This is a genomic window from Pseudescherichia sp. AS216 (genome assembly GCF_037152055.1).
Taxonomy (GTDB): domain Bacteria; phylum Pseudomonadota; class Gammaproteobacteria; order Enterobacterales; family Enterobacteriaceae; genus Pseudescherichia.
In genome coordinates this window covers 351,077-373,751 of record NZ_JBBCMV010000003.1, presented here as the reverse complement: position 1 = coordinate 373,751, position 22,675 = coordinate 351,077, and the positions used below count along the sequence as shown (strand labels likewise).

Below are 22,675 nucleotides of genomic sequence, written 5' to 3'. Positions count from 1 at the left end.
CCCAACGTAACCTTTATCCCAACAGAGGAGAAGGTTATGGCTGAACTGACATTAAAACATCATCGTAGCGTGGGGCATCTTGTGCCGGGCCTGGCGCTAAGCGCTGCCGTAGCGGGCGTGGCGCTGTGGAGCGGTACGGTCCCGGCCGTTGCCGGTGCCGGTTTTAGCGCCCTTTCGCTGGCTATTTTAATCGGAATGGTGCTCGGTAACACCCTCTATCCGCAGATTGGGCGACCGTGCGAGAGCGGGATTGTGTTTGCTAAACAGCACCTATTGCGGCTGGGGATTATTCTGTACGGCTTTCGCCTGACGTTCTCTCAGATTGCTGACGTTGGCGTCAGCGGTATCGTGATAGACCTGCTGACACTCTCCAGCACCTTTTTGCTGGCGTGCCTGCTGGGCCAGAAGGTATTCGGCCTCGACAAGCACACCAGCTGGCTGATTGGCGCGGGCAGCAGCATCTGCGGCGCGGCGGCGGTGCTGGCTACCGAGCCGGTTGTGAAAGCCGAAGCCAGCAAGGTAACGGTGGCGATTGCCACGGTAATGATTTTCGGCACGCTGGCTATTTTCATCTACCCAGCAATCTACCCGCTGCTGGCTCACTGGTTCACCCCGGAAAGCTACGGCATCTATATAGGGTCGACGATGCACGAGGTTGCTCAGGTGGTTGCCGCAGGCCACGCCGTTAGCCCGGAGACCGAGAGCGCGGCGGTGATTGCTAAAATGCTGCGCGTGATGATGCTGGCGCCCTTTCTCATCCTGCTTGCTGCCCGCGTGAAGCAGCTGGCTCCTGCTAACGGCGGCCAACGCAGTAAGATTACGATCCCGTGGTTTGCGATCCTGTTTATTGCGGTGGCGGTGTTTAACTCCTTTGGCCTGCTGCCGAAGGCCGCTGTTGATATGCTGGTGACGCTGGATACCCTGCTGCTGGCCATGGCGATGGCGGCTCTGGGTATCACGACCCACGTTAGCGCGATTCGCAAAGCGGGGGCGCGGCCGCTGCTGATGGCGCTGCTGCTCTTTATCTGGCTGATCGTCGGCGGCGGCGTCATCAACCTGGCGGTTCATCATCTGATGGCATAAATCAATACAAACTGCGGCTGTTAACCCGCTATCATATGCCCTGGCTTTTACCTGCGGGTTTTTACAGGAGTGGTACATGAAATTTATTGGCGCGCACGTGAGCGCGGCGGGCGGCGTGGCAAATGCCGCCGTACGTGCGGCAGAGATCGGGGCCACCGCCTTTGCCCTGTTTACCAAAAACCAGCGCCAGTGGCGGGCAGCGGCGCTCACTGGCGCGACCATCGATGAGTTTAAAGCGGCCTGTGAGAAACACCGCTTTGGTCCGGGCCAGATCCTGCCTCACGATAGCTATTTAATTAACCTCGGGCACCCGGTAGCCGAGGCGCTGGAGAAGTCGCGAGAAGCCTTTATTGATGAGATGCAGCGCTGCGAGCAGTTGGGGCTGACCCTGCTGAACTTCCACCCCGGTAGCCACCTGATGCAGATCCCGGAGGATGCGTGCCTGGCGCGCATCGCCGAGTCGATCAACATTGCGCTGGATAAAACCGAGGGCGTCACGGCGGTGATTGAAAACACCGCTGGCCAGGGCAGCAACCTCGGCTTTAAGTTTGAGCATCTGGCGGCGATTATCGACGGCGTGGAGGATAAATCCCGCGTCGGCGTCTGCATCGATACCTGTCACGCCTTTGCGGCAGGCTACGATCTGCGCGGCAGCGAAGCCTGTGAAAAAACCTTTGCCGAGTTTGAGCGCATCGTCGGTTTCCAGTATCTTCGGGGAATGCACCTCAACGACGCCAAAAGCGCCTTCGCCAGCCGCGTTGACCGCCATCACAGCCTGGGCGAAGGCAATATTGGCCATGCGGCTTTTAGCTGGATCATGCAGGATGCCCGCTTCGACGGTATTCCGCTGATCCTTGAGACCATTAACTCCGATATCTGGGGTGAAGAGATTGCGTGGCTGAAGGCGCAGCAGGTGCAGACAGCTACGATCGCGTAGGCCCGGTAAGCGTAGCGCCACCGGCCAAAAAAAAGGGCAGCCCGTGGGCTGCCCTTTTTGATCCAGCTCGCGTTACGCGGTTTTCACCGCCATCTCCGCTTCTGGACGCTTCAGGAAGGCGTAGGCCAGACCTGCCAGTAGCGTACCGGCAACGATTGCCACCAGGTAGCCCAGCACCGGCGTGATAGCACCCGGGATCAGCAGGACAAACAGGCCGCCGTGCGGGGCCATCAGCTTCGCGCCAATCGCCATGGAGATCGCCCCGGTCACCGCACCACCCACGATACAGCAGGGGATCACCCGCATAGGATCGCGTGCGGCAAACGGAATCGCCCCTTCAGAGATGAAGCACAGGCCCAGCACCAGCGCGGCTTTGCCACCCTCCTGCTGCCCTTTGTCGAACTTTTTACGCGCAACCAGGGTTGCGATACCCATCGCCAGCGGCGGCACCATGCCCGCAGCCATAATAGCGGCCATCGGTGCGTAGGTCTGGGTACTCAGCAGGCCAACGCCAAAGGCATAGGCCGCTTTGTTCACCGGACCGCCCATGTCGGTACACATCATGCCACCGAGGATCGCCCCCAGCAGGACCGCATTGGCCGTACCCATGGTTTGCAGCCAGTGGGTCAGGCCGGTCAGGATGCCCGCAACCGGTTTACCGATCAGGTAGATCATCGCCAGGCCAACCACCAGGCTGGAGAAGAGCGGAATGATCAGGATAGGCTTCAGCGCTTCCATGCTCGGCGGCAGCTTCAGCTTCTGGCTGATCGCCTTCGCCACGTAGCCTGCGAGGAAGCCCGCAATGATACCGCCGATAAAGCCAGAGCCGGTGCTGACGGCCAGCATACCGCCAATCAGGCCCGGGGTCAGACCCGGACGGTCAGCAATCGAGAACGCAATGTAACCTGCCAGCACCGGCACCATCAGGGCGAATGCTGAACCGCCGCCGATCTGCATCAGCGCAGCGGCCAGGGTGTCAGGGGTTTTAAACGCTTCGATACCAAAGGCAAACGACAGAGCGATACAGAGACCGCCCGCCACCACCATCGGCAGCATATAGGAGACGCCAGTCAGCAGGTGACGGTATGCGCCCGCACCCTCTTTCTTCCCTTCCGTTGCCGCCTGGGCTTTGCCAGAGGGCTGATAAGGCCTGGCCTCCGCCTGGGCTTTATCCAGCTCCTGCGCGGTTTTCTTCAGCGCCAGCCCGGTGGTGGTGCGGTACATCGGCTTACCGGCAAATTTCGCCAGATCCACTTCGATATCTGCCGCCACGATCACCAGATCCGCCTCGGCCACCTCTTCCGGAGTGATGGCGTTGCCAGCACCCACGGAGCCGCGGGTTTCAACTTTCACCCCCCAGCCGCGTTTTTTGGCCTCGGTTTCGATCGCTTCCGCCGCCATAAAGGTGTGTGCCACACCGGTCGGGCAGGCGGTCACCGCCACGATGCGCTTCACGCCGCCGCTAGCTGCCGGAGCGGCAGCTGCCGCAGTGGCAACCGGTGCGCTGTAGACCGCAGCATGGCTTTTCGCCTCGCTGAGGAACAGCTCCGGATGCGCAACAGCGCGGTTCACGTCGCCGAGCCACACTTTCTTGCCGGTCAGCGCGCTGTCGTTTGGCATGCTGGAGCCGAGCACGATTGCCAGCTCCGCTTCATTCGGGTTATCGATGAATTGCAGATTTGCTTTTTGTGCCGCCGCACCCAGCAGGGTTTTCGCCATGTAAGCGCGAGCCTGTCCAAGAGCGGAGTCAATAATCAGCAGCGTTTTCATTATGCTCTCCTGCTGTTAGTTAAAAGGTTTTAAGTCAACGCGCGCCATCATCGCGGCTAACTGGGTACGATCGGTAATGCCGACGTTACTCTGGCTCACGGCCAGCGCCGCGACAGCGGTCGCCAGGCGTAACGTATGCTCGCTGGACTCACGCATCAGCAGGCCGTAGATCAGCCCCCCAACCATCGAATCCCCGGCGCCAACGGTGCTTACCACCTCCATTGACGGCGGTTTGGCGATCCATTCGCCTGAAGCGTTAACCCACAGCGCCCCTTCTGCGCCCAGCGAGATCACCACGTGGGCAATTCCCTGCTCGCGAAGGGCATGAGCGGCTTCAATCACATCTTTCAGGTCGGGCAGCTTACGCCCGGCCCAGATCTCCAGCTCGCGGCGGTTCGGTTTTACCAGCCACGGCGCGGCCTTCAGCCCGGCGACCAGCGCCTCGCGGCTGCTGTCAAAGATGATGCACGGACACTGGCTGCGCAGACGCGTCATCCAGTCGGTGAACGCTTCCGGGCTAACGCCCGCCGGCAGGCTGCCGCTGACGCAGACCATATCGAACTGGCCCAGCCAGCTCAGGGAGTCGGCGACAAAGCGTTCCCAGTCCGCCGGGGTCACTTCAAAACCGGAGAAGTTGAAATCGGTGACTTCGCTGTCTTTTTCGGTCAGCTTAACGTTGATGCGGGTACGGCCCTGCACCACCTGGAAACGGTTGGCGATCCCCAGCTCGCTGAACAGCTGCTGGAAGCCATCCTGGTTATCTTTGCCGAGGAAACCGCCGACGGTAACATCAATGCCTAAGTCTTTAAGCACTTTGGCGACGTTGATCCCTTTACCTGCGGCGTGCAGGCCGGTGGTGCGCACGAGGTTGACTTCACCGCGTTCAATTTCCGGGGTAAACCCAACCAGGTCGTAGGCAGGGTTAAGGGTGATGGTGGCTACACGTCTGCTCATTATGCGCCCTCCCCCAGACCGGCTGCGATGGCTTCGCCAATCGCCTTCAGCGCCTGTTCAGCATCTTCCCCCTGAGCGGTAAAGCGCAGGCGGTGGCCTTTCTTGACGCCCAGCGCCACAACCTTCATCAGGCTGCGACCGTTGGCAGGTTTGCCGCTGCCGTCCAGGTTGGTGACGGTGACGTCGCTGTTAAACTGTTTAATGGTGTTGACCAGCATCGTTCCCGGACGGGCGTGCAGGCCATGCTCATTGCGTACCACAAACTCGGCGTTCAGCACGTCATCCTTCAGCGCGTCATCGCTGGTCAGCAGCGCCAGCAGCGTCGCTGCGTCAGCTGTCAGCAGACGGTCAGCTTTATTGGCCAGCAGCATGTCAGCCAGACGCTTCAGCACCGCTTCCGGGCCGCTGTCGGTCATGGCGACGCTGACCAGCAGCGCCGCGCGCTCGCCGTTCACGTCAAAGGCGTTTGCCGCCCGGCTGACGGCGATAGCGCTTTGCAGGTTGCCTTCGGCGCTGTCGTTCAGCCAGATCCCCTGGCCGAGGTTCAGCGGCTGTTCGCTGATGGCGCGGGTCACGAAGTTTATATCAACCGCCCCGGCCTCTTTCAGGCGTCCGGCGTTCAGCGCCTGGAGCGTCACCAGATCGCTGGCCGCGACGTCGAGAGTCAGTGTTTCATTGTCCAGCTTCATGCCAGCGCTTTGCTTTTCACCCATCAGCAGGGCGCGCAGCTCTTCAGCGGTGGTAGCAGATTGCAGCTGGGCTGCGACGTCATCGTCGCTCAGCACGTGGGTAAGCTGGCGTAGCAGGCCCAGATGTTCGTCTGAGCTGGCAGCGATGCCGATAGCAACATAGGCCACCTGCCCTTCACCCCACAGGACACCCTGCGGGAACTGGTAGACCTGCACGCCGGTTTTCAGCACCTGGTCACGGGTGTCGGTGGTACCGTGCGGAATAGCGATGCCGTTGCCGAGAAAGGTCGACGTCTGCTGCTCACGGGCGAGCATGCCGCCCACGTAGCCGTCAGCCACGTTGCCCGCCTGCACCAGCGCGCCCGCGATCTGGCGAATCGCCTCTTCTTTATTACCGGCCTGCTGGCCCGGATGGATGTCCTGAACGGATAACTGGAACATGAATCTCCACTCCTGCTGAACTTGAATCGTTTCAGCTAGCTGGTGAAATGGAGCGTCACCGAGGCGAGAACGATCGCCGCGATGACGCTGAAACGTTTCACGAAGTCTTGCTCACACCGCTTCAGGGATCAAGGAAACTCTTAATCGAGGTGCAAAAATTTAGAACTAATGCACATTTCTTTAACGCCTGCCGACGCGCTGCTGAACTCAAAGCTGCTTTCGACGCTGTGTTTCAGCAACGTCAGCTTTAATGATAATTATTTCAAAATAGCGTTTTGATTTTTTGTGGCAAAACCCAGCTCGATGGCTGTCTATTTTTGCTCCAGCGGCGTAAACTCCGCGTCTCTCTACTCTAAACAATAGTAAAAGATGCAAACTTCCCCTGCTGACGCTGCCCACAGACCCGTTGATTTCACCTCTGCCGCGTTCCTGATCGTTGCCTTTTTAACCGGTATCGCCGGAGCGTTACAGACCCCGACCCTGAGCCTGTTTTTAACTAATGAGGTTCACGCTCGCCCGGCGATGGTGGGCTTCTTCTTCACCGGCAGCGCGGTGATCGGCATCCTGGTGAGCCAGTTCCTGGCCGGGCGATCCGATCGCAAAGGCAGCCGGAAAAACCTGATCGTCTTTTGCTGCCTGCTCGGCATGCTGGCCTGCGTGCTGTTTGCCTGGAACCGCAACTACTTTATTCTGCTGTTTATCGGGGTCTTTCTAAGCAGCTTCGGCTCTACCGCCAACCCGCAGATGTTCGCCCTCGCCCGCGAGCACGCTGACCAAACCGGCCGGGAAGCTGTAATGTTCAGCTCGATACTGCGCGCTCAGGTGTCACTCGCATGGGTCATCGGCCCACCGCTGGCCTACGCCCTGGCAATGGGGTTTGGCTTTACCGCCATGTACCTCAGTGCAGGGGTCGCTTTTATCGTCTGCGGCGTGATGGTCTGGCTCTTTCTGCCTACCATGCGCAAAGAGCCGCGCCTCGCCACCGGCGTGGTAGAAGCGCCGCGAACCAACCGTCGCGATGCTCTGCTGCTGTTTACTATCTGCACCCTGATGTGGGGCACCAACAGCCTGTACATTATCAATATGCCGCTGTTTATCATTGATGAGCTGCACCTGCCGGAGAAGCTTGCTGGGGTGATGATGGGCACCGCCGCCGGGTTGGAGATCCCAACGATGCTGATTGCGGGCTATTACGCAAAACGCTTCGGTAAACGTTTTCTGATGCGCATTGCGGTGGCGGGCGGCCTGCTGTTCTATATCGGGATGCTGACGGTGCATACCCCCGCCCTGCTGCTGGCCTTCCAGCTGCTGAACGCCATCTATATCGGCATTCTGGCGGGGATTGGCATGCTCTACTTCCAGGATCTGATGCCGGGCCAGGCGGGGGCAGCCACCACGCTCTATACCAATACCACGCGCGTAGGCTGGATCATCGCCGGTTCGCTGGCGGGGGTGGTGGCAGAGCTCTGGAACTACCACGCCGTATTCTGGTTCGCACTGGTCATGGTGCTGATCGCCGCCGTCTGCCTGGCGCGGATCAAGGACGTTTAGGGCGCGGTTGCCGCTTCGAGCTGAAGCAGCCAGGTTATCGCCGCGTCGCGGCTGGTAAGGCACATCTCCTGGGACGGCTGCAGGCCGGAGCAGACCTTCGGGCGCAGGGGCGAGCCAAAGATGTTGCAGAGGTTATCCGCTGAGAGCTGAACGCAGCGCGTGTTGGCCGGTTTGCCGTTGGGCATCCCAGGAATAGGACTACTGATTGACGGGGCGGTACAGCACGCTCCGCAGTCCGGGCGACACTCCATAAACGGCTCTCTTTTAGCGAACGATCGCGCAGCAAATGCCGACCTTTTGCCGCACGCTAACACTTTTTGTAGTCAAGATGCAAAACCTGGCGAAGAGGCTTGCCAACTGCGCCCCTCGCGAGTACTTTGTCGCGATATTTTTTCCACTTTTCCCGCACAGGATCCATCATGGCAAGAGCGAACGAAATTAAAAAAGGTATGGTATTAAATTACAACGGCAAGCTGCTGATTGTTAAAAATATCGATATTCAATCCCCCAGCGCCCGCGGTGCAGCCACCCTCTATAAAATGCGCTTCGCCGACGTCCGTACCGGGATGAAAGTGGAAGAGCGCTTCAAGGGCGATGACATCGTGGATACCGTGACCCTGACCCGTCGCTTCGTTGACTTCTCCTACGTGGACGGCAATGAGTACGTCTTTATGGATAAAGAGGATTACACCCCGTATATCTTCACCAAAGAGCAGATTGAAGAAGAGCTGCAGTTTATTCCAGAAGGCGGTATGCCGGATATGCAGGTTCTGACGTGGGATGGTCAGCTGCTGGCACTGGAGCTGCCGCAGACGGTGGATCTGGAGATTGTGGAAACCGCACCGGGCATCAAAGGCGCATCGGCCAGCTCACGCACCAAGCCGGCGACCCTGAGCACCGGTCTGGTGATCCAGGTACCTGAATACCTGACCACCGGCGAGAAGATCCGCATTCATATCGAAGAGAGCCGCTACATGGGCCGTGCAGATTAAAAGCATTATAAATGCCGGGCGGCGCTGACGCTGGCCCGGCCTACGTCAGACTTATAATAAATCGCGGAACATCACCTGCTTCAGCGCCAGCTCCACGCCGCGCACTTCCGCCATTCCCTTCAAGCGACCAATCGCCGAATAGCCCGGGTTGGTTTTCTTACGCAGATCGTCAAGCATCTGATGACCGTGATCCGGACGGAACGGGATCGGACGCAGGTCGCCCGCCTGTTTGCGGCGCTGCTCTTCGGTCAAAATTGCTTTCACTACCGACACCATATCCACGTCGCCCTGCAGATGCGCCGCCTCGTGGAAAGTTTTTGGGTTCTCTTCCCGACAGGTTGAACGTAGGTGGGTGAAGTGAATGCGATCGCCGAAGGTTTCTACCATCTTCACCAGATCGTTATCGGCGCGGACGCCATAGGAGCCGGTGCACATGGTGAAGCCGTTATTAATGCTGTCTACGGTCTCTTTCAGCCACTGCATATCTTCAATGGTAGAAACAATGCGCGGCAGACCGAGGATTGGGCGCGGCGGATCGTCCGGGTGTACCGCCAGGCGCACGCCAGCTTCTTCAGCCACTGGAACAATGGCGCGCAGAAAGACGGCCATGTTTTCCCGCAGCTGCGCTTTATCGATGCCATTATACTCTGCCAGGCGAGCGCGGAACTGATCGAGGGTGTAGCCCTCTTCCGCTCCCGGCAGGCCGGCAATGATATTGCGGGTCAGTTTGTCGATCTCCGCCTCGCTGGCGTTATCGAACCAGGCTTTAGCCTGGCGCTGCTCCTCGTCGCTGTAGTCCGCTTCCGCACCGTTGCGCTTCAGCACGTGCAGCTCAAAGGCGGCAAAGGCGATCTGGTCGAAACGCAGGGCTTTGGAGCCGTCCGGCAGCTCATACTCCAGATCGGTACGCGTCCAGTCGAGGATCGGCATAAAGTTGTAGCAAACGGTATCGATACCGCAGGCCGCAAGGTTACGGATGCTCTGCTGATAGTTGGCAATCCAGGTATCAACCTGACCGCTGTGGGTTTTGATCTCTTCATGCACCGGGATGCTCTCAACCACCGACCAGGTTAACCCTTTTTCGGCCAGCAGCGCCTGGCGCTGTTTGATCTCTTCCACCGGCCAGACCTGACCGTTGGGAATATGGTGCAGCGCAGTGACTACGCCCGTTGCGCCTGCCTGACGCACATCATCAAGAGAAACCGGATCGTTTGGACCGTACCAACGCCAGGTGTGTTCCATCGCCTAACCCTCAAATAAAGTTGTTATACCAATATCACGAATACAGATGACGACTACCATACATGTTTCCCGACAAGGGTCAATTGGTGCCCCTGCTTTGATTGATCCAGCTCACGTTCCGCAGATATTTGAGGCACACCAATTTAATTTGCTGTCATATAACTTTACACTGCATCTTGTTAATTATTAGTTAATCAGGTGTATTGGTCATGAAAAATATTGCCTCTGTTGCCCTCGCGGACAGCGTTCAACGGCCAGGGTACGATCGTCAGGCGCTGCGCTCGCGTATTGTCCATTTTGGATTTGGCGCTTTTCACCGCGCCCACCAGGCGCTACTAACCGATCGGGTGCTGAACGCCCGAGGCGGCGACTGGGGGATCTGCGAGATCAGCCTGTTTAGCGGTGACGCCTTAATGACCCAGCTTCGTGAGCAGGATCATTTGTTTACCGTGCTGGAGAAAGGTGCAGAAGGCAACCAGGCCATTATCGTTGGTGCGGTAAAAGAGTGTCTTAACGCTAAACTCGATTCGCTGGCAGCCATTATTGAGAAATTTTGCGAGCCGCAGGTCGCCATTGTCTCTCTGACCATCACCGAGAAAGGCTACTGCATCGATCCGGCTACCGGCAAACTGGATACCCGCAACGAGCGCATCATGCACGATCTGCAGAACCCTCAGGCGCCGCACTCTGCGCCGGGCATTCTGGTTGAAGCCCTCTCCCGCCGCCGTGAGCGGGGCCTGCCGCCCTTTAGCGTTCTCTCCTGCGACAACATTCCCGACAACGGCCACGTGGTCAAAAACGCCGTGCTGGGGATGGCGCAGCAGCGCTCCGCCGAGCTGGCAGAGTGGATTGGCGAGCAGGTGAGTTTCCCGGGCACGATGGTCGATCGGATTGTGCCGGCGGCCACCGACGCCTCACTGGCCGAGATTGCCGAGGTGCTGGGGGTAGAAGATCCCTGCGCCATCAGCTGTGAGCCGTTTATCCAGTGGGTGATTGAAGATAACTTCGTCGCCGGGCGTCCTGAGTGGGAAGCCGCAGGGGTGCAGATGGTAGACGACGTTCTGCCCTGGGAGCAGATGAAGCTGCGGATGCTCAACGGCAGCCACTCCTTTTTAGCATACCTCGGCTACCTGGCTGGCTTTGCCCACATCAACGACTGTATGGCTGACGCGCATTTCCGTGCCGCCGCCCGTCGTCTGATGCTGGACGAGCAGGCTCCCACGCTGCGCATTACCGGCGTCGATCTCACTGACTATGCCGAGAGCCTGCTGGCGCGCTTTGCCAACCCGGCGCTGCAGCACCGCACCTGGCAGATTGCGATGGACGGTAGCCAGAAACTCCCCCAGCGCATGCTGGAGAGTATTCGCCTCCATCTGGCACGTGGAACCCCCTGGCCGCTGCTGGCCCTGGGCGTCGCAGGCTGGATGCGCTACGTCAGCGGCGTTGATGACGCGGGCAATGCGATTGATGTGCGCGATCCGCTGGCGGACACCTTCCGTGAGAAAGTCGCCCAGAGCAGCGAGCACGAGCGCGTTGCCGCCCTGCTCTCGCTCGCCGAAATCTTTGGCAGCGACCTGCCGCAAAACCCGACTTTTGTCTCCGGCATCGAAGCCGCCTGGCAGCGCATTGCCACCCAAGGCGCGCATCAGGCGGTGATCTCCACGCTACAGAGTTAACCTTTCCTGCGTTTAGCGCGGACGGAAAATGCTGCCGTCCGCGTTCACCCTTCTCTTTTCACTCTTTTTTCGCCAGGATGATGGCATCGTTTTGACGCCCTTTATCGGGCGGGACTATTTCTGGAGTGAATGTGACTAAGACCAATTTAATTACCGGCTTCCTGGGCACCGGCAAAACCACCTCTATATTGCATCTGCTGGCGAATAAGCCGGAGGGTGAAAAGTGGGCCGTGCTGGTCAATGAATTTGGTGAAGTTGGCATCGACGGCGCGCTGATGGCGGAAAGCGGCGCCTTGCTCAAAGAGATCCCTGGCGGCTGCATGTGCTGCGTTAACGGCCTGCCGATGCAGGTGGGGCTGAATACCCTGCTGCGCCAGGGTAAACCCGATCGCCTGCTGATTGAGCCCACCGGCCTCGGCCATCCGAAGCAGATCCTTGATATCCTGACGGCTGAAGTTTATGAGCCGTGGATCGACCTGCGCGCCACCCTTTGCCTGCTTGACCCGCGCCAGTTGCTGAATGAAAAAGCGGTCAGCAATGAGAACTTCCGCGATCAGCTGGCAGCGGCAGATATCATCGTGGCGAATAAAAGCGATCGTGCGACCCCTGAGAGCGAAGCGGCGCTGGCCCAGTGGTGGCAGCAGTTCGGCGGCGACCGCCAACTGCTGACCGCGACCCAGGGCGAGATCGACCCGGCGCTGCTGGATCTGCCTCGCCGCAACCGCCGCGCGCTGCCCTCCAGCGCCGAGCACAATCATAGCCACGCAGAGAAAAAGGGGTTGGCGGCGCTGAGCCTGCCCGCCCACCAGCGCTGGCGGCGCAGCCTGAACAGTGGTCAGGGCCATCAGGCCTGCGGATGGATTTTTGATGCCGAAACGCAGTTCGATACCGTGGGAATTCTGGAGTGGGCGCGCCTGGCCCCGGTTGGACGGGTTAAAGGCGTAATGCGCATTGCCGAAGGTCTGGTACGTATCAATCGCCAGGGGGACGATTTCCATATCGAGACGCAAAGCGTTGCGCCGCCGGACAGCCGTATTGAGCTGATTGCAGAGGGTGAGGTGGACTGGAATGCGCTTCAGTCCGCTCTGTTGAAGCTTCGTTTAGCGGATAGCGATTAACGTTGCGGCTTTAGAATCTGCCGTGATGGAATAATGAAAAACCGACTGCCACTTATATTACTGCTTAATATTGCCGGGCTGGCCCTGTTCTTATCCTGGTACCTGCCCGCTAATCATGGCGCGTGGTTTACGTTGGACTCTGCAATTTTTCATTTTTTCAACCATCTGGTGGTGGAGAGCCGCGCCTTTCTGTGGCTAGTGGCTATCACCAATAACCGGGCGTTTGACGCCTGCTCACTGCTGGCCATGGGCTGCGTCATGCTTGCGTTCTGGCTAAAAGCCGACAGCGTAGGCCGTCAACGTATTGTGGCTGTCGGCCTAACCATGCTGCTAACGGCGCTGATCGTGAACCAGCTGGCGCAGCACCTCTATCCGGTTAAACGCACCAGCCCTACCCTCTATTTCAGCGATATCTGGCGCGTAAGCGAACTGTCAAACCTCTCCACCAAAGATGCCTCTAAAGACAGTTTCCCAGGCGATCACGGCATGATGCTGCTTATTTTTTCCACATTTATGTGGCGCTATTTTGGCAGCAAAACCTTCATCGTTGCCCTGATTATTTTTGTGGTCTTTGCCTTTCCACGGGTAATGATTGGCGCGCACTGGTTTAGCGATATCGCCGTTGGCTCCCTTTCTGCGGCGCTTATTGGCCTGCCGTGGATCGTGCTTACACCGTTAAGTGACAAAGTCATTTCACGCTTTAACCATTATCTGCCTAATAAAAACATACAATTTAATAACATTTAAAAAAATATTATTAACACCAGACATCAGGGATTCATTAGGATCCCTGACACAAATTTTTACTTCTCGCCGCAGTTTGTCATCAAACTGTCATTTAATTTTGTTTACAAATTAGTAAGTTGAATGGTTTTTAAGGGAAATTGAACACTTTTTACCCAAATCATTTTTTTCACTTTGTCTATCATAATTTCTTATAAAAAATCCTATAAAACTACTCGCAATGGGGGATACGATCGGGTAATCTCGATGACGTTTCGCCTTACAGAGATAAATATTCCCGCTGTAAATTAATTTGTGCGTTTCTCCACAGATTTGACCAAGAGGAATTGTCTCTCAGTGCGCAAGTAATTAGTCTCGTCACGTTTGGCATTTTATAACGATTATTTATCGTTAAGGACTTCAAGGGAAAATAAGCAACATGGTCAAATCTCAACCGTTCCTGAGATATCTCTGGCGGGCTATCCCCGCGATTGCAGTAGCGGCACTGCTTTCAGCTTGTTCGACAAATACCGCAAAGAATATGCACCCTGAGACGCATGTTGTGGGCATGGAAGATGCCTCTTCACTGCAAGCCTCTCAGGATGAATTTGAAAGTATGGTTCGTAATCTCGACGTTAAATCGCGAATTATGGATCAATACGCCAGCTGGAAAGGCGTGCGTTACCGTCTTGGCGGTGATACCAAAGGTGGTATTGACTGCTCTGGTTTCGTACAGCGTACCTTCCGTGAACAGTTTGGCTTAGAGCTGCCGCGTTCGACCTACGAACAGCAGGAGATGGGTAAATCGGTTTCACGCACTAGCCTGCGGACCGGCGACCTGGTTCTCTTCCGCGCGGGCTCTACCGGACGCCACGTTGGCATCTATATCGGTAACAACCAGTTTGTGCATGCGTCCACCAGCAGCGGTGTGATGATCTCTAACATGGACGAGCCATACTGGAAGAAGCGCTACAATGAAGCGCGCCGCGTTTTAGCTCGCAGCTAATGAGTCCGCGGCAAACTTTCCGGGATCGGTTTTCCCTTGGCCGGTATCGCGAAAACATAATAAAAGAAAGCGTTGCTACGGCAGCGCTTTTTTTTGCTCTGTTACCAGGCAAATTCTACCCAGTGTAATAGCGCGTGAATGATATTCACAATATCCTCAAGGTCACTTATCATTCACTGAATCTCAGCGCTCGGTAAAAGGACACTGCCTGATGACGTTTGCGCGCCTCTCTGCTCTGCTGTTGGCCCTGATCTGCTTTACCTGCCAGGCACAGACGATTAAAGAGAACTATGCCTTCGCCGTTATTGGCGAACCGAAATACGCTATCGACTTTACCCATTTTGACTATGTGAACCCCGCTGCCCCCAAAGGCGGCAGCGTTACGCTATCGGTGATTGGCACGTTTGATAACTTCAACCGTTTTGCCCTGCGCGGCAATGCCGGCGTGCGCACCGAGTCACTCTATGACTCGCTTTACACCACCTCCGACGATGAACCCGGCAGCTATTATCCGCTGATTGCCGAGGTAGCACGCTATGCCGATGACTATTCGTGGATGGAGATCGCGCTCAATCCCCGCGCGACCTTTCACGACGGCTCGCCCATTACCGCCCGCGACGTCACCTTTACCTTCCATAAATTTATGACTGAAGGGGTGCCGCAGTTTCGCCTGATCTACAAGGGCACAACGATGGAAGCCATCGCCCCGCTCACGGTGCGCATCAAGCTTGCGAAGCCGGGCAAAGAGGATATGCTCAGCCTGCTTACCCTGCCGGTCATGCCGGAGAAGTTCTGGAAAGATCACAAGCTCAGCGATCCTCTTGCCACGCCCCCGCTGGGCAGCGGACCGTACCGCATTACCCGGTGGCGTATGGGCCAGTATATCGTCTACAGCCGGGTGAAAGATTACTGGGGCGCTAATCTGCCGGTTAACCGCGGCCGCTGGAATTTCGATTCGATCCGCTACGACTACTATCTCGACGATAACGTCGCCTTTGAAGCCTTTAAGGCGGGCGCATTTGACATGCGTACCGAGGGCGATGCCAAGAACTGGGCCACCCGCTACAGCGGCAAAAACTTCAGCAATCACCAGATTATTAAACGAGAGCTGAAAAACGAATCGGCACAGGATACGCGCTGGCTGGCGTTTAATAACCAGCGCCCGCTGTTTAGCGACCGCCGCGTGCGTGAGGCGCTCACTCTCGCCTTTGACTTTGAGTGGATGAACAAGGCGCTGTTCTATAACGCTTACAGCCGCACCAACAGCTATTTCCAGAATACCGAGTATGCCGCGCGCGGTTATCCGGATGCGGCAGAGCTTACCCTGCTCGCCCCAATGAAGGCCGACCTGCCGCCGGAGGTATTTACTCAGATCTATCAGCCGCCCGTATCAAAAGGTAATGGCTTCGACCGCGCTAACCTGCTGAAGGCCAGTAAGCTGCTGGAGGACGCGGGCTGGGTGCTAAAAAATCAGAAGCGAGTCAACGCTAAAACCGGCAAGCCCTTTAGCTTTGAACTGCTGCTGCCCGCCGGGGCCAACAATCTGTGGGTAATGCCGTTTCAGCACAGCTTACAGCGTCTTGGGATCGTCATGAACGTACGCCAGGTGGATAACTCCCAGCTCACCAACCGCCTGCGCAGCCGCGACTTTGATATGATGCCGCGCACCGTGCGCGCAACACCGTGGCCGGGTACTGACCTGCAGATCTCCTGGGGGTCGCAGTACCTTGACTCCACCTATAATACGCCTGGCGTTAGCAGCCCGGCGATCGACGCCCTGCTGGGGCAGATCGTTGCCAACCAGGGGAATAAAGAGAAGCTTGTTCCCCTCGGGCGCGCGCTGGATCGCGTCCTGACCTGGAACTACTACATGCTGCCGATGTGGTTTATGGCGGCCGATCGCGTTGCGTACTGGGATAAGTTCTCGATGCCCGAGGTGCGCCCTATCTACTCCTTCGGGTTTGATACCTGGTGGTACGACGTAAATAGAGCGGCAAAACTGCCTGCCGACAGGCGCTAAGGAGTACACAAGACGATGGGTGCCTATCTTATCCGCCGCCTGCTGCTGGTGATCCCTACCCTATGGGCGATCATCACCATCAACTTTTTTATTGTCCAGATCGCGCCCGGCGGGCCGGTGGACCAGGCGATTGCCGCCATTGAGTTCGGACAACAGGGCGGAATGCCGGGCGGCGGCGGTGAAAACATGGGCGCTACCCACGCCCGCACCGGGGTCGGCAACGTAGGCGAAGGCCAGTATCGCGGCGCACGCGGGCTGGATCCAGAGGTGATCGCCGAGATCACTAAACGCTACGGCTTTGATAAGCCGCTGTATGAACGCTACTTCACCATGCTGTGGAACTACGTGCGCTTTGACTTTGGCGACAGCCTGTTTCGCAGCGCCTCCGTGCTACAGCTGATCAAAGACAGCATGCCGGTCTCGATTACCCTCGGGCTGTGGGGAACGCTGATTATCTATCTGGTGTCGATCCCGCTGGGGATCCGCAAAGCGGTCTACAACGGTAGCCGCTTCGATATCTGGAGCAGCGCGTTTATTATCATCGGCTACGCCATTCCCGCCTTTCTGTTCGCTATCCTGCTGATTGTGCTGTTTGCCGGCGGCAGCTACTACGATCTCTTCCCGTTGCGCGGGCTGGTGTCGGCTAACTTTGACGCCCTGCCCTGGTATCAAAAAATTACCGACTACCTGTGGCATATTACCCTGCCGGTGCTGGCGACGGTGATCGGCGGCTTCGCGGCGCTGACCATGCTGACTAAAAATTCGTTTCTCGATGAGATCCGCAAGCAGTATGTGGTTACCGCCAGGGCGAAAGGGGTGAGCGAGCGGGCTATTCTGCGTAACCACGTCTTCCGTAACGCTATGCTGCTGGTGATCGCCGGTTTCCCGGCCACCTTTATCAGCATGTTTTTCACCGGATCGCTGCTGATTGAGGTGATGTTCTCCCTCAACGGTCTTGGCCTGCTGGGCTATGAGGCCACCGTGTCGCGAGACTATCCGGTAATGTTTGGTACGCTCTATATTTTCACGCTGATTGGCCTGCTGCTGAATATCCTGAGCGATATCAGCTACACGCTGGTCGATCCGCGTATCGATTTTGAGGGTCGCTGATGCGTCGATTAAGCCACGTTAACCAGGCCCGCTGGGCGCGCTTTCGCCATAACCGCCGCGGCTACTGGTCGCTGTGGATCTTTGCGGTGATTTTTGTGCTCAGCCTTGGCTCAGAGCTGATCGCTAACGATAAGCCGCTGCTGGTGCACTATCAAAACCGTTGGTATGCGCCGGTGCTCAAGGATTACAGCGAGACCGCGTTTGGCGGCGAGTTTGCCACCCCGGCCGATTATCAGGATCCGTGGCTGCAACAGCAGATTGCGACTCACGGCTGGGCGCTATGGGCTCCGATCCGCTTTGGGGCCACCAGTATTAACTTTGCTACCGACACGCCTTTCCCCTCTCCCCCTTCGGCGCAAAACTGGCTAGGAACCGATGCCAACGGCAGCGACGTACTGGCGCGTATCCTCTACGGAACGCGGATCTCGGTGCTGTTTGGCCTGATGCTGACCCTCTGCTCCAGCGTGGTTGGCGTGCTGGCCGGGGCGCTACAGGGCTATTACGGGGGTAAAATCGATCTCTGGGGCCAGCGTTTTATTGAGGTCTGGTCGGGGATGCCGACGCTGTTTCTGATCATCCTGCTCTCCAGCGTGATCCAGCCAAATTTCTGGTGGCTGCTGGCGATCACGGTGATCTTCGGCTGGATGAGCCTGGTGGGCGTGGTGCGGGCGGAATTCCTGCGCACCCGCAACTTTGACTATATCCGCGCGGCGCAGGCGCTAGGGGTGGGCGATCGCGGCATTATTTTCCGTCATATGCTGCCGAACGCCATGGTTGCTACCCTCACCTTCCTGCCTTTTATCCTCTGCGGCTCTATCACGACCCTGACCTCGCTCGACTTTCTCGGCTTTGGCCTGCCGCTGGGTTCGCCTTCGCTCGGGGAGCTACTCTTACAGGGTAAAAATAATTTGCAGGCCCCGTGGCTGGGTATTGCTGCCTTCCTGTCGGTGGCGGTGCTGCTCTCGCTGCTGATCTTTATTGGCGAAGCGGTGCGCGACGCGTTTGATCCCAACAAGGCGTTCTGATATGACTCCCCTCCTCACCATTGATTCGCTTTCTGTCGCTTTCCGCCATCAGGACCAGCTGCGCACCGTGGTCAGCGATCTGTCGCTGCAGGTCGAGGCCGGGGAGACCCTGGCGCTGGTCGGCGAGTCCGGCTCCGGCAAAAGCGTTAGCGCCCTGTCGATCCTGCGCCTGCTCCCCTCCCCGCCGGTGGTCTACCCCAGCGGCGATATCCGCTTTCATGGCGAATCGCTGCTCCACGCCAGCGAGCAGACTCTGCGCGGTGTGCGCGGGAATAAGATCGCCATGATTTTCCAGGAGCCGATGGTATCGCTTAACCCGCTGCACAGCCTGGAGAAGCAGCTCTATGAAGTCCTCTCCCTGCATCGCGGTATGCAACGGGAGGCGGCGCGCGCAGAGATCCTCACCTGTCTCGATCGGGTCGGCATTCGTAACGCCCGTGCGCGGCTGGGGGATTTCCCCCATCAGCTCTCCGGCGGCGAGCGCCAGCGGGTGATGATTGCCATGGCGCTGCTTACTCGCCCAGAGCTGCTTATCGCCGATGAACCCACCACCGCGCTGGACGTGGCGGTGCAGGCACAAATTTTACAGCTGCTGCGCGAGCTGCGTGACGAGCTAAACATGGGCCTGCTGTTTATCACCCATAACCTCAATATTGTACGCAGGCTGGCGGACAGCGTGGCGGTGATGCATAACGGCCGCTGCGTCGAGCAGAACCGGGCGGCAGCGCTGTTTAGCGCCCCACAGCACGCCTATACCCAGCGCCTGCTGAATAGCGAGCCCGCGGGCGCGCCGGTTCCGCTGCCGTCCGATGCCGCGCCGCTGCTGGAGGTGGATCGCCTCGGGGTCGCCTTTCCGCTGCGTAAGGGAATTTTTAAGCGCGTCGTCGGTCAGAAGCCAGTGGTCAAGGATCTGAGCTTTACCCTGCGGGCAGGGGAAACCTTAGGCCTGGTGGGCGAATCTGGATCGGGCAAAAGCACCACCGGGCTGGCGCTGCTGCGCCTGATCGCCTCGCAGGGGACAATTAACTTTGCCGGTCAGCCGCTGCATCAGTGGGCGCGGAAGCAGATGCTGCCGGTGCGTCACCGGATGCAGGTGGTATTTCAGGATCCCAACTCCTCGCTTAACCCCCGCCTCGACGTGCAGCAGATTATTGAGGAGGGGCTGCGCGTGCATCAGCCCGCGCTGACTCCGCAGGTGCGCGAGGCGCAGGTGATTGCGGTGATGCAGGAGGTGGGTCTCGATCCTGAAACCCGCCACCGCTATCCGGCAGAGTTCTCCGGCGGCCAGCGCCAGCGGATCGCCATCGCCCGGGCGCTCATTTTACAGCCGGAGCTGATCGTGCTGGATGAGCCCACGTCGTCGCTGGATCGCACCGTGCAGGCGCAGATAATCGCGCTGCTGAAGTCGTTGCAGGAGAAGCATCGGTTAGCCTATCTATTTATCAGTCACGATTTGCAGGTGGTGCGGTCGCTGTGCCACCAGGTGATTATCCTGCGGCAGGGTGAAGTGGTTGAGCAGGGAGAGTGCCAGCGCGTATTTGCCGATCCGCAGAACGACTATACGCGCCAGCTTCTAGCATTGAGCTAGCATTTAGAAAGGCGCAGTGGCAGTGCTGGCAAACGGCTCGGCAATCGCCACGCCAAAGTTTTTCAGGCGGCAGGTGGCGGCAAATTCATCCTGCCGATTCACAAACAGGCACGGCTCACCTTCACACTCCAGCACGGAGCAGTCGACTTCGATATCGTTCAGCGCCTGGCTAAGCTTGTGCATCACCGGCCAGGCTTTATCGCCGTCCGGGCTCAGCAGTTTTAACGCCACCAGGCAGTTATCACCGCTCTGGCCGTTAGAGGGGATCGGTTCAACTTGCGAGCCGGCAGCGCCTGCCAGCCAGCGGTAACTTTGGGGTAACCGATGCACAATAGAGAGATTTAAGCTATTCATGTTCTTCCCCGAAGCAATCACTTCACAATTCATTTACATCTATATTAACACATCATTGACATTTCTGCCTGTCACGACGCAGTAACCGCTTACATCCTTGAATTTACAAGGTTAGCAGCCTCATTATTAGGGTGGGTGGATGATGGCTTACCTCACCTTTTGGGGGTATATGTACCCGTTTCTGCGATCTAACTCAACCTTTTTAACTACAAGAGTGTGACATTTACACAAATGGATTTTACATAAAAGAAACAAATGATAGCAATCTCACAATAGATTGTGATGATGTGTATCAATGAAGGGGCAGTTAAGCCCCCTGAAGAGAGGCGCTAGCGGCGCTTAGGACGGCTGGCGTAGAGATAGAAGAGAATGGAGCTGGTTGCGCAGAAGGCAATAGACCAGATCATCGGCCAGGCGCTGTTAAAGGTCGCCAGCGAGAGCAGCGCGCCAACGATGGCACCGATGCCAAAGCGGAACGTTCCTGCCAGCGACGAAGCGGTACCCGCCATGTGTGGAAACTCATCCAGGATCACCGCCATCGCGTTTGATGCCACCAGCGAGACGCAGCCAACAAAGGCGGCGACGCCCACGACCAATGCCCAGAAGCCCACGTCAAACGCGGCGCTCACCACCATCCACAGCGCCATAACGAACTGGATCCACAGCCCGGCGCGGAACATCCTTAGCGCCCCCACCCGCCGCACAAATCGGCCATTGATGATGGTCATCATAAACAGGAAGACGATGTTCAGCGCGAAGTAGTAGCCAAAGTTTTGCGGCAGAACGTGGTTCAGCTCAATGTAAACAAAGGGCCCGGCGCTTAAGAACGAGAACATGCCCGCGAAGCTGAAACCGCTTGCAAGCATATAGCTCAGCACGCGCTTGTGGCGAAACAGCGTCGCGAAGTTGCCGAGGGTGGTGCGAATGCGAAACGGCTGCCGCCGCTCGACCGGCAGCGTCTCGCTGATAAAGAAAAAGATCATCAGCGAGGCCAGCAGCGCAGCGATGGCCAGGATCCAGAAGATGGCGTGCCAGCTTAACCAGACCAGCACCGCACCGCCGATCATCGGGGCCAGCAGCGGCGCAACGGTGGTCACCAGCATGACAAACGACATCATCCGCGAGAACTCCTCTTTCGGATAGATATCGCGCATCAGGGCATTGATCACCACGCTTGCCGCCGCCGCTGCCAGGCCGTGGAAGAAACGCAGGGTGATAAGCTGATCGATGCTCTGCGCCAGTGCACAGGCACCCGCGGCGACGGCGAAGATCAGCGTGCCACCGAGGATCACCGGCTTGCGGCCAAGGCTGTCCGCCATTGGACCATAGAGCAGCTGACCCAGTGCAAAGCCGAGAATATAGGTGCTCAGGGTCATCTGAGCGCTACCGGCCGGAACGCCAAACTGCTGGGCAATCACCGGCAGCGCAGGCAGATACATATCGATCGAGAGCGGCATCAGCATGGCCAGCAGGCCAAGAATAAAGACAATGCGCAGGGAAGAGTGCTGCCTGGTGGTCACTACGGGCTCCTGGGATTTAGCGGGACGTTAAGCTAACGCTGGCGATCTCTTCTTCGGTCAAGGGACGATACTCGCCCGGGGCCAGGTCAGCGTCGAGAACAATCTCCCCGATGCGCTCGCGGTGCAGCCCCACAACATGGTTACCTACCGCAGCAAACATGCGCTTAACCTGATGGTAGCGCCCCTCGCTGATGGTCAGACGCACCTCGGTGGGGGCGAGCACCTCCAGCACGGCGGGCCTGGTGAGATCGGGTTCGTTATGCAGCTGAACGCCTTTCGCGAACTGCGCCGCGGTATCGTCGCTAACCGGGGACTCCAGCGTCACCAGGTAGGTTTTCTCGCAGTGGTGACGCGGCGAGGTGATGCGGTGTGACCACTGGCCGTCATCGGTCATCAGCACCAGACCGGTAGTGTCGATATCCAGCCGTCCGGCGGCGTGCAGCTTATGTGCGACCGGCTCGTCAAGGAAGTAGAGCACCGTCGGATGATCGGGATCGTCAGTGGAGCAGACGTACCCCTGCGGCTTATGCAGCATGAAGTAGCGCGGGCCGGTCTGCTGCACGAGGGTATTGCCGTCATACTCTACCTCGTGCTCGGGCAGAAGTTTGAAGGCGGCGTTTCTAACAATATCGCCATCCACGGTTACGCGGCTGCCGCGGATTTCACGCCCGGCAATAGCCCGGCTGACGCCGAGTTGCTGAGCGATAAACTTATCAAGTCGCATGAAGTCTTATTTGCCTGTAAAGAGTGCCGGAGTCGGACAAAAGTCCGAAAAAAAGAAGCAATTGTGAATCTCTCAGTATAACGGCCTGGCAGCAGCGCTCAAGAGAAAAAATCGTGGCATACTATTACCAGACTAATGAACGCCGAGAGACA

Annotated in this window: 20 protein-coding genes; 12 read left to right on the top strand and 8 right to left on the bottom strand. The window is 57.8% G+C overall.

What is annotated here, in order from left to right; all coding sequences use genetic code 11:
• Window positions 1-36: 36 nt before the first annotated feature.
• The gene (locus WFN61_RS11055; RefSeq protein WP_257758093.1) at window positions 37-1,083 is read left to right on the top strand and encodes a YeiH family putative sulfate export transporter; all 1,047 of its coding nucleotides are present in this window, start codon (window positions 37-39) and stop codon (window positions 1,081-1,083) included.
• A 76-nt stretch (window positions 1,084-1,159) separates the two neighbouring features.
• The gene (nfo, locus tag WFN61_RS11050) at window positions 1,160-2,020 is read left to right on the top strand and encodes a deoxyribonuclease IV (RefSeq protein ID WP_222888350.1); all 861 of its coding nucleotides are present in this window, start codon (window positions 1,160-1,162) and stop codon (window positions 2,018-2,020) included.
• A 72-nt stretch (window positions 2,021-2,092) separates the two neighbouring features.
• On the opposite strand, the gene fruA is transcribed toward nfo, so the two are convergent.
• Genes fruA through fruB form a run of 3 tightly spaced genes read right to left on the bottom strand, consistent with a single transcriptional unit; the run spans window position 2,093 to window position 5,874 of the window.
• Window positions 2,093-3,790 (bottom strand): PTS fructose transporter subunit IIBC, encoded by a 1,698-nt coding sequence (gene fruA, locus WFN61_RS11045; RefSeq protein WP_337038680.1) that lies wholly within the window; start codon window positions 3,788-3,790, stop codon window positions 2,093-2,095.
• 15 nt (window positions 3,791-3,805) lie between these two features.
• Window positions 3,806-4,744: a 1-phosphofructokinase gene (gene fruK / locus WFN61_RS11040; protein ID WP_144817081.1), complete on the bottom strand. Its 939-nt coding sequence runs from the start codon at window positions 4,742-4,744 to the stop codon at window positions 3,806-3,808.
• Window positions 4,744-5,874: a fused PTS fructose transporter subunit IIA/HPr protein gene (fruB, locus tag WFN61_RS11035; protein WP_337038679.1), complete on the bottom strand. Its 1,131-nt coding sequence runs from the start codon at window positions 5,872-5,874 to the stop codon at window positions 4,744-4,746. Before fruB ends, fruK begins: the two co-directional genes overlap by 1 nt.
• Before the next feature lie 369 nt (window positions 5,875-6,243).
• On the opposite strand from fruB, the gene setB reads away from it, so the two are divergent.
• Window positions 6,244-7,425, top strand: a complete 1,182-nt coding sequence (setB, locus tag WFN61_RS11030; RefSeq protein WP_144817076.1) for a sugar efflux transporter SetB — start codon at window positions 6,244-6,246, stop codon at window positions 7,423-7,425.
• Here the strand turns inward: setB and WFN61_RS11025 are convergent.
• Window positions 7,422-7,676 (bottom strand): YkgJ family cysteine cluster protein, encoded by a 255-nt coding sequence (locus WFN61_RS11025; protein ID WP_257758103.1) that lies wholly within the window; start codon window positions 7,674-7,676, stop codon window positions 7,422-7,424. The genes setB and WFN61_RS11025 overlap by 4 nt on opposite strands.
• A 168-nt stretch (window positions 7,677-7,844) precedes the next feature.
• Here WFN61_RS11025 and yeiP point away from each other — a divergent pair, with 168 nt between their 5' ends.
• A complete protein-coding gene (yeiP, locus tag WFN61_RS11020; RefSeq protein ID WP_042389687.1) occupies window positions 7,845-8,417 on the top strand; it encodes an elongation factor P-like protein YeiP in 573 nt (190 codons plus the stop codon).
• 51 nt (window positions 8,418-8,468) lie between these two features.
• Here the strand turns inward: yeiP and uxuA are convergent, their stop codons facing one another.
• On the bottom strand, window positions 8,469-9,659 hold the full coding sequence (uxuA, locus tag WFN61_RS11015) for a mannonate dehydratase (protein WP_313575815.1): 1,191 nt from the start codon (window positions 9,657-9,659) through the stop codon (window positions 8,469-8,471).
• 209 nt (window positions 9,660-9,868) lie between these two features.
• Here uxuA and WFN61_RS11010 point away from each other — a divergent pair, with 209 nt between their 5' ends.
• The 8 genes from WFN61_RS11010 to yejF all read left to right on the top strand — a co-directional run bounded on the left by WFN61_RS11010 (window position 9,869) and on the right by yejF (window position 19,925).
• Window positions 9,869-11,335: a mannitol dehydrogenase family protein gene (locus WFN61_RS11010; RefSeq protein WP_337038678.1), complete on the top strand. Its 1,467-nt coding sequence runs from the start codon at window positions 9,869-9,871 to the stop codon at window positions 11,333-11,335.
• A 131-nt stretch (window positions 11,336-11,466) separates the two neighbouring features.
• Entirely contained in the window at window positions 11,467-12,453 is a 987-nt protein-coding gene (locus WFN61_RS11005; RefSeq protein WP_337038677.1) for a CobW family GTP-binding protein, read from the top strand.
• Window positions 12,454-12,486: 33 nt separating this feature from the next.
• Window positions 12,487-13,200 carry a phosphatase PAP2 family protein gene (locus tag WFN61_RS11000; protein ID WP_313573671.1) on the top strand — a complete coding sequence of 238 codons (714 nt, stop codon included), beginning with the start codon at window positions 12,487-12,489 and terminating at the stop codon, window positions 13,198-13,200.
• A 415-nt stretch (window positions 13,201-13,615) separates the two neighbouring features.
• Entirely contained in the window at window positions 13,616-14,182 is a 567-nt protein-coding gene (mepS, locus tag WFN61_RS10995; RefSeq protein ID WP_313573670.1) for a bifunctional murein DD-endopeptidase/murein LD-carboxypeptidase, read from the top strand.
• Window positions 14,183-14,393: 211 nt separating this feature from the next.
• On the top strand, window positions 14,394-16,202 hold the full coding sequence (locus WFN61_RS10990; protein WP_313573669.1) for an extracellular solute-binding protein: 1,809 nt from the start codon (window positions 14,394-14,396) through the stop codon (window positions 16,200-16,202).
• A 15-nt stretch (window positions 16,203-16,217) separates the two neighbouring features.
• Entirely contained in the window at window positions 16,218-17,312 is a 1,095-nt protein-coding gene (locus WFN61_RS10985) for a microcin C ABC transporter permease YejB (RefSeq protein ID WP_144817061.1), read from the top strand.
• A complete protein-coding gene (locus WFN61_RS10980; protein WP_312235040.1) occupies window positions 17,312-18,337 on the top strand; it encodes a microcin C ABC transporter permease in 1,026 nt (341 codons plus the stop codon). The genes WFN61_RS10985 and WFN61_RS10980 overlap by 1 nt, the downstream gene beginning before the upstream one ends.
• Before the next feature lies 1 nt (window position 18,338).
• Window positions 18,339-19,925 carry a microcin C ABC transporter ATP-binding protein YejF gene (yejF, locus tag WFN61_RS10975; protein ID WP_312282711.1) on the top strand — a complete coding sequence of 529 codons (1,587 nt, stop codon included), beginning with the start codon at window positions 18,339-18,341 and terminating at the stop codon, window positions 19,923-19,925.
• Window positions 19,926-19,928: 3 nt separating this feature from the next.
• On the opposite strand, the gene WFN61_RS10970 is transcribed toward yejF, so the two are convergent.
• The 3 genes from WFN61_RS10970 to rsuA form a co-directional block, all read right to left on the bottom strand.
• On the bottom strand, window positions 19,929-20,279 hold the full coding sequence (locus tag WFN61_RS10970) for a YejG family protein (RefSeq protein ID WP_042389664.1): 351 nt from the start codon (window positions 20,277-20,279) through the stop codon (window positions 19,929-19,931).
• Between the two features lie 329 nt (window positions 20,280-20,608).
• The gene (locus WFN61_RS10965) at window positions 20,609-21,799 is read right to left on the bottom strand and encodes a Bcr/CflA family multidrug efflux MFS transporter (protein ID WP_257758130.1); all 1,191 of its coding nucleotides are present in this window, start codon (window positions 21,797-21,799) and stop codon (window positions 20,609-20,611) included.
• Between the two features lie 16 nt (window positions 21,800-21,815).
• The gene (gene rsuA, locus WFN61_RS10960) at window positions 21,816-22,523 is read right to left on the bottom strand and encodes a 16S rRNA pseudouridine(516) synthase RsuA (RefSeq protein WP_144817053.1); all 708 of its coding nucleotides are present in this window, start codon (window positions 22,521-22,523) and stop codon (window positions 21,816-21,818) included.
• Window positions 22,524-22,675: the final 152 nt, after the last annotated feature.

Excerpts from the sequence above, each read along its gene's own strand:
- WFN61_RS11055 (WP_257758093.1), top strand. The coding sequence starts at position 37 with ATGGCTGAACTGACATTAAAACATCATCGTAGCGTGGGGCATCTTGTG.
- nfo (WP_222888350.1), top strand. The coding sequence starts at position 1,160 with ATGAAATTTATTGGCGCGCACGTGAGCGCGGCGGGCGGCGTGGCAAAT.
- fruA (WP_337038680.1), bottom strand. The coding sequence starts at position 3,790 with ATGAAAACGCTGCTGATTATTGACTCCGCTCTTGGACAGGCTCGCGCT.
- fruK (WP_144817081.1), bottom strand. The coding sequence starts at position 4,744 with ATGAGCAGACGTGTAGCCACCATCACCCTTAACCCTGCCTACGACCTG.
- fruB (WP_337038679.1), bottom strand. The coding sequence starts at position 5,874 with ATGTTCCAGTTATCCGTTCAGGACATCCATCCGGGCCAGCAGGCCGGT.
- setB (WP_144817076.1), top strand. The coding sequence starts at position 6,244 with ATGCAAACTTCCCCTGCTGACGCTGCCCACAGACCCGTTGATTTCACC.
- WFN61_RS11025 (WP_257758103.1), bottom strand. The coding sequence starts at position 7,676 with ATGGAGTGTCGCCCGGACTGCGGAGCGTGCTGTACCGCCCCGTCAATC.
- yeiP (WP_042389687.1), top strand. The coding sequence starts at position 7,845 with ATGGCAAGAGCGAACGAAATTAAAAAAGGTATGGTATTAAATTACAAC.
- uxuA (WP_313575815.1), bottom strand. The coding sequence starts at position 9,659 with ATGGAACACACCTGGCGTTGGTACGGTCCAAACGATCCGGTTTCTCTT.
- WFN61_RS11010 (WP_337038678.1), top strand. The coding sequence starts at position 9,869 with ATGAAAAATATTGCCTCTGTTGCCCTCGCGGACAGCGTTCAACGGCCA.
- WFN61_RS11000 (WP_313573671.1), top strand. The coding sequence starts at position 12,487 with ATGAAAAACCGACTGCCACTTATATTACTGCTTAATATTGCCGGGCTG.
- mepS (WP_313573670.1), top strand. The coding sequence starts at position 13,616 with ATGGTCAAATCTCAACCGTTCCTGAGATATCTCTGGCGGGCTATCCCC.
- WFN61_RS10990 (WP_313573669.1), top strand. The coding sequence starts at position 14,394 with ATGACGTTTGCGCGCCTCTCTGCTCTGCTGTTGGCCCTGATCTGCTTT.
- WFN61_RS10985 (WP_144817061.1), top strand. The coding sequence starts at position 16,218 with ATGGGTGCCTATCTTATCCGCCGCCTGCTGCTGGTGATCCCTACCCTA.
- WFN61_RS10980 (WP_312235040.1), top strand. The coding sequence starts at position 17,312 with ATGCGTCGATTAAGCCACGTTAACCAGGCCCGCTGGGCGCGCTTTCGC.
- yejF (WP_312282711.1), top strand. The coding sequence starts at position 18,339 with ATGACTCCCCTCCTCACCATTGATTCGCTTTCTGTCGCTTTCCGCCAT.
- WFN61_RS10970 (WP_042389664.1), bottom strand. The coding sequence starts at position 20,279 with ATGAATAGCTTAAATCTCTCTATTGTGCATCGGTTACCCCAAAGTTAC.
- rsuA (WP_144817053.1), bottom strand. The coding sequence starts at position 22,523 with ATGCGACTTGATAAGTTTATCGCTCAGCAACTCGGCGTCAGCCGGGCT.